This is a genomic window from Allocatelliglobosispora scoriae (genome assembly GCF_014204945.1).
Taxonomy (GTDB): domain Bacteria; phylum Actinomycetota; class Actinomycetes; order Mycobacteriales; family Micromonosporaceae; genus Allocatelliglobosispora; species Allocatelliglobosispora scoriae.
Genome location: NZ_JACHMN010000003.1, coordinates 1,502,877 through 1,515,555 on the forward strand (window position 1 = coordinate 1,502,877; position 12,679 = coordinate 1,515,555).

Genomic DNA, 12,679 nt, shown 5'->3' on the forward strand with positions numbered 1-12,679 from the left:
CCTCGTGTCACCCACAGACTCTGAGCCCCGCCAGGCACCCATCTCCGGCGAGACTGCCGCCACGGGCGTTTACGTCCCCGGCTACTTCGAAACGCGACTGGTCCAGGATGCGAATCGGACAAAGGTGTGGAAACACCTCTGCGCTTACCTGGGCCGGTGGATCAGTCCGCAAGCCGATGTGCTGGAGCTCGGCGCCGGTTGGTGTGACTTTTCCAATAATGTCCGGGCACGCAAGGTCGTCGCCATGGACCTCGACGCGACGGTCGAGCGGGCCGCTGCCAAGCACGTCACCCCGGTCGTCGGCGACTGCACCGATCTGAGCCCCTTCGAGGACGCCAGCTTCGATGTCGTCTTCGCCTCCAACCTCCTCGAGCACCTCCTGCGACCGCAGTCGTCGGCTCTGCTCGCCGAGGCGAAGCGGGTCCTGCGGCCCGGCGGCAAGTTGATCCTGCTGCAGCCGAATTTCCGGCTGAACCCGGGTCGTTATTTTGACGACTTCACACATGTGGCTATCTTTACGGATCAGTCCCTCTCGGATTACCTGGTCGCGGAGGGATTCAGCATCAAGGCGGTGCATGCGAAGTTCCTGCCGCTGACGTTGAAGTCCCGCGGGTCGAGCCTCACGTTCCTCGTCCCGTGGTATTTGCGCTCGCCGGTCAAGCCGCTGGCCGGGCAGATGTTGGTTGTTGCTTCGCGGTGATCCGGACGATCACCGGAGACGATGGAGGTATGCCCCAGTGTGGAACGGTAAGACGTTGTCGGTTGTGCTTCCGACGTACAACGAGAAGGACAGCATCGCCGAGTGCATCCGCCAGTTCGAGGCACTGGGGATCATTGACGAGGTCATCGTCGTCAACAACAACGCCGCCGCCGGCACCTCCGAGGAGGTAGCCAAGACCGGTGCCCGCGAGGTCATCGAGCACACGCAGGGCTACGGCGCCGCGATCAAGCGGGGCCTGCGCGAGGCGAACACCGACCTCGTCGCGATCTGCGAGCCGGACGGCACCTTCAACCCGGCCGACATCCGCAAGCTGCTCGCGTTCATGCCCGAATGTGAGTACGTCGTGGGTTCGCGGACCGTCTCCAACTTCATCTGGGACGGCGCCAACATGGGCTGGTTCCTGCAGTGGGGCAACTGGGCCGTGGCCAAGATGATCGAGCTGATCTACAACTCGCCCTACCTCAGCGACGTCGGCTGCACGTTCCGGGTGATGACCCGCGAGCAGGCCGACATGATCCTGGCGAAGTCGAAGCTCGACGGCTCGGCGTACGGCCTGGAGATGCTGATCCTCGCCGTGATCATGCGGTCGAAGTTCGTCCAGGTGCCGGTCAACTACCACGAGCGCGTCGGCGTCTCGTCGGTGACGGGCGACCTCGGCAAGACCATCAAGCTCGGCTTCGGCATGATCTGGCTGATGCTGAAGATGCGGATGAAGCGTCGCAAGATCCGCCAGATGTCGCCGGTCTACGTGCGCCCGCTGGCCCGTTCGACCCGCTGACTGCTTACTGCTGACGGAGCGCGTCGCGTGGCCTTCGGGCTGCGCGGCGCGCTTCTGTCTTGCGTGATCGCGTTACTTCCCGGAAGCAGCCCCCTCGGGGGCACTGGGTAGGGCCTGCTTCCGGGAAACAACGCGATCATGAGAGGGCGTCGCGGTCGGCCCGACTGTCTGGCGCGCGCCTGTCTGCGTGATCGCGTTGTTGGCGGAAACGGCTTACTCGCGAGCGGCGGGAGGGGCCAGGTTCCCGGAAACAACGCGATCATGAGCGATGCCGCATCCGGCCCGACCTTGTGTCGCGGGCTCTGTCCTCGCGCCGCGCTCTGTCTACTGCTTGCGCTCAGCGGGCTCCCTCGCCGCGCAGATGGGCCGCGCATCGCATCTGCCCGCCGTCCGTCCTCGCGCACCGTCCTCGCGTCGCGCTCACCTGATGCTTGATCGCGTTGTTTCCCGGAAGTAGGCCCTTCGGACGCACTGGGTAGGGCCTACTTCCGGGAAACAACGCGATCAAGCGCGGGCGGTACTCGGCGATACCGCACCAGGCGTGCCGACCGGCGCCGGTTTCGAGGGCGAACATGTTGGAGCGGCGTCCTGCTCTGGACGGTGCGTCCGCGCCTGTCGCATGATCGCGTTACTTCCCGGAAGTAGCCCCTTCCCAGCGCGCCCGAAGGGGCTACTTCCGGGAAGTAACGCGATCATGCACGGGCAGTCCTCAGCGACGCCGCTCCTGGCATGCTGGCCGGCATAGGGCGCGTTGCCGGAGGCAACCGTGCCGTGCTCGCGCTGTGCCGTGCTCGCGCTGTGCCGTGCTCGCGCTGTGCCGTGCTCGCGCTGTGCCGTGCTCGCGCTGTTTCCCGGAAACAGCTCCCTCGCGCGCAGCAGGAAGGGACTCTTTCCGGGAAACAACGCGACCACGCGGGCGGCAGACAGCGCAGCGGGTTACCAGCGGTCGTGGATCAGGGGGCGGATCAGGTCGTCGTAGACCTCCGTGATCGCGCTCTGCGCCTCCGGGGAGAGCGGCGCCAGGTCGCCCACTGCGGCGTTGCCCTGGGCCTGCGACGCGTTGCGGGCGCCGGGGATGACGACCGTCGCGCCCGGCTGGTCGACGATCCACCGCAGCGCGAACTGTGCCATCGTCGCGCCCGCCGGTGCCAGCGGGGCGAGGCGCCGCACGGCGGCCAGCCCGACCTCGAAGGGCACCCCGGAGAAGGTCTCACCGACATCGAACGCCTCACCGTGCCGGTTGTAGGTGCGGTGGTCGTCGGCGGAGAAGGTGGTGCTCTCGTCGTACCGGCCGGATAGGAGACCGGACGCGAGCGGGACGCGCGCGATGATGCCGACCCCGGCGGCGGCCCGCGGCGGGCAGGACCCGGGCGAGCGGCTTGAGCCGGAGCATGTTGAGGATGATCTGGACGCTCGCGACGCCGGGCCGGGCGATGGCCGCGAGTGCCTCGTCGCAGGTCTCGACGCTGACGCCGTAGGCGGCGATCCGCTTCTCCGCGACCAGGGTGTCGAGGTCGTCGAAGACCGCGTCGGTGCTGTAGACGGGCGTCGGCGGGCAGTGCAGCTGCACCAGGTCGAGGGTCTCGACGCCGAGGTTGGCGCGGGACCGGTCGGTCCAGGCCCGGAAGTTGTCCAGGGTGTAGTTGCCGGGGACCTGCGCGACGCGCCGCCCCATCTTGGTGGCGACGGTCAGCGAGGCGTCGCCGCGCTGCCGCAGGAATTCGCCGATGAAGGTCTCGCTGCGCCCGTCGCCGTAGACGTCCGCGGTGTCGATGAAGGTCACTCCGGCGTCGACGGCGGCGTTGAGGACCGCGAAGGCCTCGTCGGGGGGGACGTCACCCCAGTCCGCTCCGAGCTGCCAGGCGCCGAGTCCGATGATGCTCACGTTGCGGCCGGTGCGGCCAAGCTGACGCTGTTCCACGGGGGCAGCCTACGCGGATTGGCGCGGGACGGTGCTTGACGGCACGCAGGGGACATATAAAGTTAACTTTACTAATAGTAATGCCCCCACTGTTGGAGCCCCCATGCCATTAGTCACCAGACGCACCCTCGCCGGCGTCGCCTCCGCTGCCCTCGTCGCCGGTCTGCTCACGACCTCCATCGCCACCCCGGCCTCGGCCGCCGCCGCGCTCTCCGATGTGATCCCCGCCCCGGTCACGGTGCAGCCCGCCGCCGGTGTCACCTACACGCTGCCGTCCGGCGCCTCGGTCTACACCGCGCCGGGCTCGTCCGCCGCGGCCGCCGTCGGCACCTACCTCGCCGCGCTCCTGCGCCGCTCCACCGGGTACGCCGTCCCGGTCGCCGACGCACCCGCGGGCACCCCGACGAGCGGCATCTCGCTGCTGCTCACCGGCGCGGACGCGAGTGTCGGCGCGGAGGGCTACCAGCTCGACGTGACCGCCGCGACCGTCGTCATCCGGGCGCAGACCGCCGCCGGGCTCTTCCACGGCGTGCAGACGCTGCGGCAGCTCCTCCCGGCGCAGGTGGAGGCCGCGACGGTGCAGTCGGTGGCGTGGACCGTCGCGGGTGGACGGATCATCGACTACCCCCGGTACGCCTACCGCGGCGCGATGCTCGACACGGCGCGCCACTTCTTCCCGGTCGCGACGGTGAAGGCCTACCTCGACCAGCTCGCGCTCTACAAAATCAACTACCTGCACCTGCACCTCTCCGACGACCAGGGCTGGCGCATCGTCGTCGACTCCTGGTCGCGGCTGGCCACCTACGGCGGCAGCACCCAGGTCGGCGGGGGCGCGGGCGGCTATTACACGAAGGCGCAGTACTCCGACATCGTCGCCTACGCCGCCTCGCGGCAGATCACGATCGTGCCGGAGATCGACATGCCGGGCCACACCAACGCGGCGCTCGCGTCCTATGCCGAGCTCAACTGCAACGGTGTCGCGCCCGCGCTCTACACCGGCACGGACGTCGGGTTCAGCACGCTGTGCACCTCGAAGGCGGTCACCTACACCTTCGTGCAGAACGTGCTCAGCGAGCTCGCGGCGCTCACCCCGGGGCCCTATCTGCACATCGGCGGCGACGAGGCGTCCGCGACGACGCCCGCGCAGTACTCCACCTTCATGAACCAGGTCCAGCCGATGGTGACCAACCTCGGCAAGTCGGTGATGGGCTGGCACCAGATCACCGGTGCCAACGCCTCGGCCGGCCGGGTGATGCAGTTCTGGGGCACCGGCACGACCGATGCCGCCGTCGTCAGTGCCGCCGCGGCGGGCGCGAAGGTCGTCATGTCCCCGGCGAACAAGGCCTACCTGGACATGAAGTACAACACCTCGACGCCGCTGGGCCTGTCCTGGGCGGGCTACATCGAGGTGCAGACGGCGTACGAGTGGAACCCCGGCGCCTACCTCGCCAACCTGCCCGCGGCGTCCGTGCTCGGCGTCGAGGCGCCGATGTGGAGCGAGACGCTCACGACGCTCGACAACATCGAGTTCATGGCGTTCCCGCGCCTGCCCGCGCTCGCCGAGCTCGGCTGGTCGCCGTGGTCCACGCACAACTGGACCGCCTTCAAGACCCGCCTCGGTGCGCAGGGCCCGCGCTGGACCATCATGGGGATCGACTTCTACCGCTCCACCCAGGTCCCGTGGGCGACCGGCGGGACGACCACCCGCTACGAGGCCGAGAACGCGACGATCTCGCAGGGGGTCGCCGAGGCGAACCACGCGGGCTACAGCGGCACCGGCTTCGTCAACTACGACAACGCCACCGGCAGCTACGTCCAGTGGTCGATCACCGCCGCAGCGGCGGGACCGGCGACGCTGAAGCTGCGCTTCGCCAACGGCACCATGACCAACCGGCCGATGAACATCCTGGTCAACGGCGTGGTCGTCGCGTCCGGGCTCGCCTTCGCGGGCACCGGCAACTGGGACACCTGGCAGACCAGGGACATCGCGGTCACCCTCAACGCGGGAGCCAACACCGTCCGCGCCACCGCCACGACGGCCAATGGCGGTCCCAACGTGGACTATCTGGAGCGATAAGGTCTATGCCTGGCTTTCGGGGGGTCGCTGACCGTCCGGAAGCCAGGCACAAATAGACTCTTCTATGTATTCACGAGAATTGCTATCTTCCCCTCAATGCCCGTTAGGCTGATGGCCCCCTGGACGACCAGCCAGGCGGCCTCGACAAGGGGAGGGTGAAATGCACGTCACCAAGGTGCTGACGGTGGGGATCGCCGCCGCCGTGACCGCCGCACTCGGCCTGGCGTCGCCCGTCGCGGCCGCCCCGGCCGAGGCCGCGCTCGCCGCCGTCACCGGCGAGACCGTGCCCGGCAGCTACATCGTCGTCTTCAAGGACGGCACCGGCAGCGTCGCGACGCTCGCGGCCGCGGTCACGTCACAACACAGCGCGGGGGTACGCCGTACCTACGCCGCCGCCCTGCGCGGTGCCGCGATCACCGCCACGGAGCAGCAGGCGCGCCGGATCGCGGCGGATTCCCGGGTCGCCTACGTGCAGCCGAACACGGTCTTCCGCGCCTCGGCGACGCAGTCGCCCACCCCGTCCTACGGCCTGGACCGGATCGACCAGCGAGCCCTGCCGCTGACCAACTCCTACACCTACTCCACCACCGCGTCCAACGTGCACGCCTACATCATCGACACCGGGATCCGGTTCAGCCACGCTGACCTCGGCGGCCGGGCGACCAGCGGCTTCGACGCGATCGACGGCGGCAGCGCCGACGACTGCAACGGCCACGGGACCCACGTCGCGGGCACGGTCGGCGGTTCGGCCCACGGCGTCGCCAAGGGCGTGCAGCTCGTCGGCGTACGGGTGCTGGACTGCGAGGGCAGCGGCACCACCGAGCAGGTCGTCGCGGGCATCGACTGGGTCACCGCCAACGCGGTCAAGCCCGCCGTCGCCAACATGAGCCTCGGCGGCGGTGCCGACGCGGTGCTGGACGCGGCGGTCCGCGCCTCGATCGCGTCGGGCGTCACCTACGGCATCGCGGCGGGCAACGGGTTCCTGGGGCTCTTCGCCCTCGACGCCTGCACCCAGTCGCCGGCCCGGGTGGCGGAGGCGATCACGGTCTCGGTGACCAACAACACCGACACCAAGGCGTCCTGGGGCAACCGGGGCACCTGCGTCGACGTCTTCGCCCCCGGCATCAACATCGTGTCGAGCTGGAACACGAGCGACACGGCGACCAACACCATCAGCGGCACCTCGATGTCGACACCGCACGTCGTCGGTGCCGCAGCGCTCTACCTGGCCAACAACACCGGAGCGTCGCCCGCGGCAGTGCAGGCGGCGATCATCTCCAATGCCACCACCGGCGTGGTGAAGAGCCCCGGCAGCGGATCCCCCAACCGCCTGCTCTACACGGGAAACTTCTAGATCCACGCGCGCGGGGGGCACGGCTGGGAAAGAGCCGTGCCCCCCGTGGGGTGTCCTATACCCACGATCGCCGTCACGTTTTGCAGCAAAGCGTGGCTTCGCCGAGCGAAATAGCCACGCTTTGCTGCAAAACGTGTCAGCGGGTGGCGAGCCAGCGGCGGTAGGCGGTGCTGCGCGACACCGCCGCGTCGTAGACCTCGGCGGCGAGGCTCACCACCGTCTCGGCCGACCGGGCGGCGGGGGAGTCCGGGCGCCAGCCGAGCAGGTGGCGCCAGTGCAGCGGGCTCCCGGCGAGCGGCACCACGACCACCCCCGACGACTCGCGGAACGTGGGCTGGCACAGCGCCACCGCGTCACCACTGCGGACCAGGTCGATGCAGCCGCCGATGTCGGTCTCCAGGATCGGCTGCGGCGTGAAGCCGGACCGGGCGCAGGCGGCGGCGAAGCAGTCGGAGAAGCAGCCGTCGCCCGGTGTCGCCGCCCACTGCGCGTCGGCGAGGTCGGCGAGGCTGATCTCCTCGACTCCCGCCGCCGGATGATCCTCACTGAGCAGCACGAAGACCGGCGCGCTCGCGACGAGGTGCCAGGTGAGCTGCCCCGCGAGCGGCGGGGTCGCCTCACCGCAGGCGCCGACGATGGCATAGTCGAGCTTGTCGTCGAGCAGCATCGAGGCGAGCTCCGTCGTCGACCAGGACGGGTGCGTGGTGAGCCGGGCGGCCGGATGGGTCGCGGCGAGCCGGGAGACGAGCCCGCCGATGAGCGGACCGTTGACCGCCCCGATCCGGTAGCTCGTCGTCGCATCCCGTTGGCTTAGCGCGCTCGCGAACCGCGTCGCCTCCTCCTCCAGTCCCTGCGCGGCGGGGAGCAGCACCCGGGCCCGGGCGAGGACCAGCTCGCCGAGCTCGGTGGGGCGCACACCCGTGCGCTCACGGTGAAAGAGCTGGCCGCCGAAGGTGCGCTCGATGCGTTGGAGCTGCGTCGTGAGCGCGGGCGCGGCGAGGCCGAGCTGGGCAGCGGCCTTCGTGACACTGCCAGCTTCGGCTATCGCGCAGACCACTCTCAGGTGGCGCAATTCCACCCGCATTCGCTGATGCTATTGCCAATTGCAAGGGATGGCAAAGGGTTACGCAGGAGGTCGGCGGCCCCAGAATGGGCATCATGAACGATCTATATCCCTTTCGGGTCTACTCGCCGCCGCGGCTGCCGATCGAGGAGGGCCTGCGGCGGGTCCGCGCGCTGCACCGCCACCTCGACGAGCGGCGCAGTGTCCGGCTCTTCAGCGCTGATCCCGTACCCGCTGAATGTATCGAGTGGGCCGTGCGCTGCGCGAACACCGCGCCCAGCGGCGCGCACCTGCAGCCCTGGAAGTTCGTCGCCGTGACCGATGCCGGGATCCGGCACCGGATCCGCGAGGCGGCGGAGGCGGAGGAGCGGCAGAACTACGAGGGGGGACGGCTGACACCGGAGTGGCGCGAGGCGCTGGCGCCGCTCGGCACCGACTCCGACAAGTCCTATCTGGACGTCGTGCCGTGGATCGTCGTCTGCTTCGCCGAGAAGTCGGTGCCGACACCCGAGGGGTCGCTGCGCAAGGCCTACTACGTCAACGAGAGCGTCGGGATCGCCTGCGGGCTCTTCATCGAGGCGCTGCACACGATGGGCCTGGCGACGCTGACCCACACGCCGAACCCGATGGCGTTCCTCACCGAGATCCTGGAGCGGCCCGCGCACGAGCGTCCCTACATCCTTTTCCCGGTGGGCTACCCCGGACCCGGTGCGACCGTGCCCGATCTGACCCGAAAACCGCTGGAAGAGGCCCTGGAGTTCTTTCCCGCCAACGGTTTGTGACACGCGGGCAGGTTTGCGGCGCGCCGGAGGTGGGCATCTATCCCCAGTAGACATTTCTGATACTGAGGAGATATGACATGTTCGCCAAGGTAGCCGCCGTTCTGTTCGGGTTGGCTCTGCTGCTGCACCTCATCGGCGAGACGCTGGGCAGCTTCATCACCCCCACGACGCTGCTCTACGCGGGTCTGCTCTTCGTCGCTCTCCACCTGTCCGGCTTCGGCACGTGGACCGGTTACCGTCGCGGACGTCGCTGATTGTCCCCGGGGCCCCTCGCCCCGGATAATCCCCCGCATGCCGTGCTTCACGGCACTTCGCCGCGGCCGGTTCCCACCGGCCGCGGCGAGACGTTGATCGGTGGAGGCGGCGATGGCGCGGACGCGCGAACCAGGCAGGGCGCAGCGGGAGAAGCTCGTCGAACTGCTCAGCAACGGCCCCCGGCACTCCTCCGACCTGGGCTTCAAGGCCTGGGTGAAGGCGTTCGGACGCACGATCAACGAGTTCATCGAGGACGACCTGCCCGACAAGGCCGCCGCGCTGACCTATTACGGCGTGCTCTCGATCTTCCCCGGCCTGCTCGTCTTCGTCGCCCTGATCGGCCTGCTCGACGACAAGGCCGCCGACAAGGTGATCGACAACATCCTCGGCCTGACCAGCGGTGCCACCCAGCAGATCGTGGTCGACGGCGTCACCAAGATCCAGGAGAACGAGCAGTCGGCGAGCGCGATCGTCTTCGCCGGCCTCGTCATCGCCTTCTGGTCGGCCTCGGGCTACATCGGCGCCTTCATGCGGGCCGCGAACACCATCTATGACGTGCCCGAGGGCCGGCCGCTGTGGAAGATGATCCCGATCCGCCTCTTCGTCACCCTGGTCACCGTGGTCTTCCTGGTGCTCAGCGCCGTCGCGATCGTCTTCACCGGCGGCCTCGCCGAGACGACCGGCGCCGCGATGGGCCTGGAGTCGCAGACCGTCACCCTCTTCAACATCCTGAAGTGGCCCGGGCTCGTGCTCGGCTTCGGCCTCATGATCGCCCTGCTCTACTGGGCCGCGCCCAACGCCCGCCAGCGCTTCCGGCTGATCACGCCGGGGAGCACGCTCGCGGTGCTGACCTGGGTCGCCGTCTCGGCCGGGTTCGCCTACTACGTGGCACGGTTCGACTCCTACAACAAGACCTACGGCGCCATCGGCGGCATCATCATCTTCCTGGTCTGGATGTGGTTGACCAACGTCGCGGTGCTGCTCGGGGCCGAGTTCGACGCGGAGCTCGCCCGGGCCAAGGCGATCGCGGCCGGGCTGCCGAAGCACGAGGAGCCCTACCTGCCGCTGCGGGACGTGCCGAAGCAGGAGCCGGTCGCCGACAACCCGCTCCATCGGGACACGGTGGTCGACGATCCGGTGGTGCCGCCCGTGCCGGACGCCGCCGAGACCGCGAAGCCGTCCGGGCGGCGACGGCTGTCGAAGAACTGGAAGGACGACAAGGGCCCCGGCGACGACCCCGAGCCGCCGACCAAGCCGACGATCGACACCAACTGGGTTTGAGCCCCGGGCACCCCGATCTGTGGGACGCTGGGTAACAGCAGCTACGAGGGGTGGTCGGCATGCCCTTGCCACGGTACGGCGTCGCGATCGGCACGTTCCACAGCTTCTTCCGCGACCCGAGCCATGAGTTCGGCGAGTGGTACCACGGCCACATCGAGCTCTCCACACCCGCCGGGATCTATGAGGCGGCGCTCGACGTCGACGCACCGTCCAGCGTCGGTGTCAGCTACCGGCTCGTCGACGACCTCACCGTCGTCGACATCGCGACGATCCGCGCGCTGCCCGACGGCTTCCACCAGCTCGCGTCCACGCCCACGTCGGGTGCGCTGGACTACGTGCGCAGCCCGCTGCTGCAGAACCGCCTCCTCTGGGAGCTGCTGGGCAGGGTGACGACGAAGGCGTACCAACTCGCCATGCGCCCACCGCCCGGCGCGCCCGTCTTCGGCCCGGACGCCTCGGACAGCGTGGCGGAGGCCCTGGCGAGCCTGCGCGAGCGGCTCGGACACATGATCCCCGGGCCGCGCCTGCCGCACCTGCGGATCCGCCACTTCCCGTGGGTGTCGAGCGCCGGTGACAACGCGCTCGACGTGATCGAGCCGCTGCTGCGCTCGGCGGCGCGGATCTACGTCTTCGGCCAGGGTTTCCAGACCGGGCGCGGCGTCCACGACGTGCACCTCAACCAGGGCGATCCGGCGGGCAGCCAGTGGTACCCGACGAACGGCATCTGGCAGGACGGCGCCGTCATGGCCGAGCAGCCCGACGGCCGCGTCGCGATCTGGCAGATCAAGTTCAACACCCAGTCGCTGCTCACGGACGACGCCGGTCACCCTCGCTGAAACCATCGGCCGGTACGATCGCTCGTCCTACAGCTGAGCCCGACCGGTGTGGCTCGCCGTCAGCGGAGCGGACCGATGGCGCAGCTCCGACCAGGTCCCGGTGAAGCGATGCACCGCGATCCCGCTGGTCCGCAGCTCCCCGGCCGCCCCGGACTGATCCAGCAGCGCCGAGAGCTGCGACAACGTGGGGTTGTGCCCGATCACCAGCACCGTCGCGATCGGATCCACCACCCGCTGCACCAGCGCCAGCACCTCCGCCACGCCGCCGGAGTAGACACTCGGCTCGTAGACCACCTCCGGCGCCGACGGCAGGGCCATCGCCACCGCGTGCCAGGTCTGCCGGGTCCGCCGAGCCGGTGAGCAGATCACCAGGTCCGGGACGAGCGAGGAGTTGCTCAGGTAGGCGCCCGCGGCCGCCGCGTCGGTGTGCCCGCGCTGGGTCAGCGGCCGGTCGGCGTCGGCCACGCCCGCCGGGTTCTCCGCCTTCGCATGCCGCAGGATGATCAGTGTCCGTTCCGTCATGCACACAGTCTGCCGAATAATCCGCGCGCGGGTATTCTTCATCGACTTCGCTCACATGAAGGATTTCATCAGGCCTGGGGAGGCGTGTTGATGCTGGTCATCGGCGTGGATGGCGGCGGCACGAGCACGCGGTGCGTGGCGGCGACCCTGGACGGCGAGATCGTCACGCGTTCCCGGGCGGGCGGCAGCAACCAGCGCTCCTCCGCCGACCCCGGTGAGAGCCTGCGCGAGGCGATCGGCCTCACCCTCATCGCCGTCGAACCCGAGTCGGTCGTCGCGGGTGTCGTCGGGCTCGCCGGTGCCGGAGCAGCCGGCCTGGCAGCGGCGACCGCACTCGTCACCGAGGTCTGGGAGTCCGCCGGTCTGCCCGGTCGGCCCGTGGTCACCGGCGATATCGAGATCGCCTACGCGGCGGGGACCGACGAGCCCGACGGGACCGTCCTCATCGCCGGGACCGGCGCGGTCGGCGCCCGCATCGCCGCACGCCGGATCGCGCACCGGGCGGACGGCTACGGCTGGCTCCTCGGCGACGAGGGCTCCGCGGTCTGGATCGGCCGGGCCGCCGTCGCCGCCGTGCTCGCCGCCGATGACGGTCGAGCTGCCGGCACCAGCCTGGTCAAAGCCATCCCCGAGCTGCTGGGCGTGTCCGCCGATGCCGGTCTTGCGCAGGGGATCGTGCGGGCCGCCTATGCGGCCCCACCTGCTGCGCTAGGCATCCTGAGCACGGTGGTGGAGGAGGCCGCCCGGGCGGGGGACGCGGTGGCGTGGGAGATCCTCGTCGGGGCGGCGGACCGGCTGCTGCGGACCGCCAACGCCGTCGCGGGAGACGGCGGTCCGATCGTGCTCGCGGGCGGGCTGCTGACGGCACCGACGGTCGTGGCCGACCTGGTCCGGACCGGGCTCGCGGATCGGCGCGTGGTGACGGCCGTGGACGGCGCGGCGGGCGCGGCTGCGCTGGCGCTGCACGAGTTGGCGGATGCCGGCACCCTGGCTCCTGATGCGGCGCACCAGTCCCACCGCCGCCTCCTCACGCGCTGACCAGCACGATCACGCCGTCACCCCGGTCCGCTCCTTCGCGCTGCGGCGCAT

At 69.6% G+C, this 12,679-nt stretch carries 11 protein-coding genes and 1 pseudogene; 9 read left to right on the forward strand and 3 right to left on the reverse strand.

The features are described 5' to 3' along the window. Positions 1–4: 4 nt before the first annotated feature. Positions 5–700 (forward strand): class I SAM-dependent methyltransferase, encoded by a 696-nt coding sequence (locus tag F4553_RS33225; protein WP_184844274.1) that lies wholly within the window; start codon positions 5–7, stop codon positions 698–700. 64 nt (positions 701–764) lie between these two features. After that, complete coding sequence (locus F4553_RS33230; RefSeq protein ID WP_312875478.1) at positions 765–1,499, forward strand: glycosyltransferase family 2 protein; 735 nt, start codon at positions 765–767, stop codon at positions 1,497–1,499. A 936-nt stretch (positions 1,500–2,435) separates the two neighbouring features. Here F4553_RS33230 and F4553_RS33235 read toward each other — a convergent pair. After that, positions 2,436–3,420, reverse strand: a pseudogene (locus F4553_RS33235) (aldo/keto reductase). A 103-nt stretch (positions 3,421–3,523) separates the two neighbouring features. Here F4553_RS33235 and F4553_RS33240 point away from each other — a divergent pair. Then, positions 3,524–5,497: a family 20 glycosylhydrolase gene (locus F4553_RS33240; protein ID WP_184844280.1), complete on the forward strand. Its 1,974-nt coding sequence runs from the start codon at positions 3,524–3,526 to the stop codon at positions 5,495–5,497. Positions 5,498–5,657: 160 nt separating this feature from the next. Then, positions 5,658–6,851 (forward strand): S8 family peptidase, encoded by a 1,194-nt coding sequence (locus tag F4553_RS33245; RefSeq protein WP_184844283.1) that lies wholly within the window; start codon positions 5,658–5,660, stop codon positions 6,849–6,851. A gap of 136 nt (positions 6,852–6,987) precedes the next feature. Here the strand turns inward: F4553_RS33245 and F4553_RS33250 are convergent, their stop codons facing one another. Further along, the gene (locus F4553_RS33250) at positions 6,988–7,935 is read right to left on the reverse strand and encodes a LysR family transcriptional regulator (RefSeq protein WP_184844286.1); all 948 of its coding nucleotides are present in this window, start codon (positions 7,933–7,935) and stop codon (positions 6,988–6,990) included. Between the two features lie 74 nt (positions 7,936–8,009). On the opposite strand from F4553_RS33250, the gene F4553_RS33255 reads away from it, so the two are divergent. The 4 genes from F4553_RS33255 to F4553_RS33270 all read left to right on the forward strand — a co-directional run bounded on the left by F4553_RS33255 (position 8,010) and on the right by F4553_RS33270 (position 11,068). Continuing rightward, positions 8,010–8,696: a nitroreductase family protein gene (locus F4553_RS33255; protein ID WP_184844289.1), complete on the forward strand. Its 687-nt coding sequence runs from the start codon at positions 8,010–8,012 to the stop codon at positions 8,694–8,696. Between the two features lie 77 nt (positions 8,697–8,773). Beyond that, the gene (locus F4553_RS33260) at positions 8,774–8,950 is read left to right on the forward strand and encodes a hypothetical protein (protein WP_184844292.1); all 177 of its coding nucleotides are present in this window, start codon (positions 8,774–8,776) and stop codon (positions 8,948–8,950) included. 112 nt (positions 8,951–9,062) lie between these two features. Beyond that, the gene (locus F4553_RS33265; protein ID WP_184844295.1) at positions 9,063–10,232 is read left to right on the forward strand and encodes a YihY/virulence factor BrkB family protein; all 1,170 of its coding nucleotides are present in this window, start codon (positions 9,063–9,065) and stop codon (positions 10,230–10,232) included. 59 nt (positions 10,233–10,291) lie between these two features. Then, entirely contained in the window at positions 10,292–11,068 is a 777-nt protein-coding gene (locus F4553_RS33270) for a DUF2278 family protein (RefSeq protein ID WP_184844298.1), read from the forward strand. Positions 11,069–11,095: 27 nt separating this feature from the next. Here F4553_RS33270 and F4553_RS33275 read toward each other — a convergent pair whose 3' ends face one another. Beyond that, positions 11,096–11,590 carry a SixA phosphatase family protein gene (locus tag F4553_RS33275; protein ID WP_184844301.1) on the reverse strand — a complete coding sequence of 165 codons (495 nt, stop codon included), beginning with the start codon at positions 11,588–11,590 and terminating at the stop codon, positions 11,096–11,098. A gap of 90 nt (positions 11,591–11,680) precedes the next feature. On the opposite strand from F4553_RS33275, the gene F4553_RS33280 reads away from it, so the two are divergent. Further along, on the forward strand, positions 11,681–12,628 hold the full coding sequence (locus F4553_RS33280) for an N-acetylglucosamine kinase (RefSeq protein ID WP_184844304.1): 948 nt from the start codon (positions 11,681–11,683) through the stop codon (positions 12,626–12,628). The last annotated feature ends 51 nt before the right edge of the window (positions 12,629–12,679 follow it).

Bases quoted from the DNA above. Each gene is read 5' to 3' on its own strand.
- F4553_RS33240 (WP_184844280.1), top strand. From the start codon at position 3,524: ATGCCATTAGTCACCAGACGCACCCTCGCCGGCGTCGCCTCCGCTGCC.
- F4553_RS33270 (WP_184844298.1), top strand. From the start codon at position 10,292: ATGCCCTTGCCACGGTACGGCGTCGCGATCGGCACGTTCCACAGCTTC.
- F4553_RS33255 (WP_184844289.1), top strand. From the start codon at position 8,010: ATGAACGATCTATATCCCTTTCGGGTCTACTCGCCGCCGCGGCTGCCG.
- F4553_RS33260 (WP_184844292.1), top strand. From the start codon at position 8,774: ATGTTCGCCAAGGTAGCCGCCGTTCTGTTCGGGTTGGCTCTGCTGCTG.
- F4553_RS33250 (WP_184844286.1), bottom strand. From the start codon at position 7,935: ATGCGGGTGGAATTGCGCCACCTGAGAGTGGTCTGCGCGATAGCCGAA.
- F4553_RS33280 (WP_184844304.1), top strand. From the start codon at position 11,681: ATGCTGGTCATCGGCGTGGATGGCGGCGGCACGAGCACGCGGTGCGTG.
- F4553_RS33245 (WP_184844283.1), top strand. From the start codon at position 5,658: ATGCACGTCACCAAGGTGCTGACGGTGGGGATCGCCGCCGCCGTGACC.
- F4553_RS33275 (WP_184844301.1), bottom strand. From the start codon at position 11,590: ATGACGGAACGGACACTGATCATCCTGCGGCATGCGAAGGCGGAGAAC.
- F4553_RS33265 (WP_184844295.1), top strand. From the start codon at position 9,063: ATGGCGCGGACGCGCGAACCAGGCAGGGCGCAGCGGGAGAAGCTCGTC.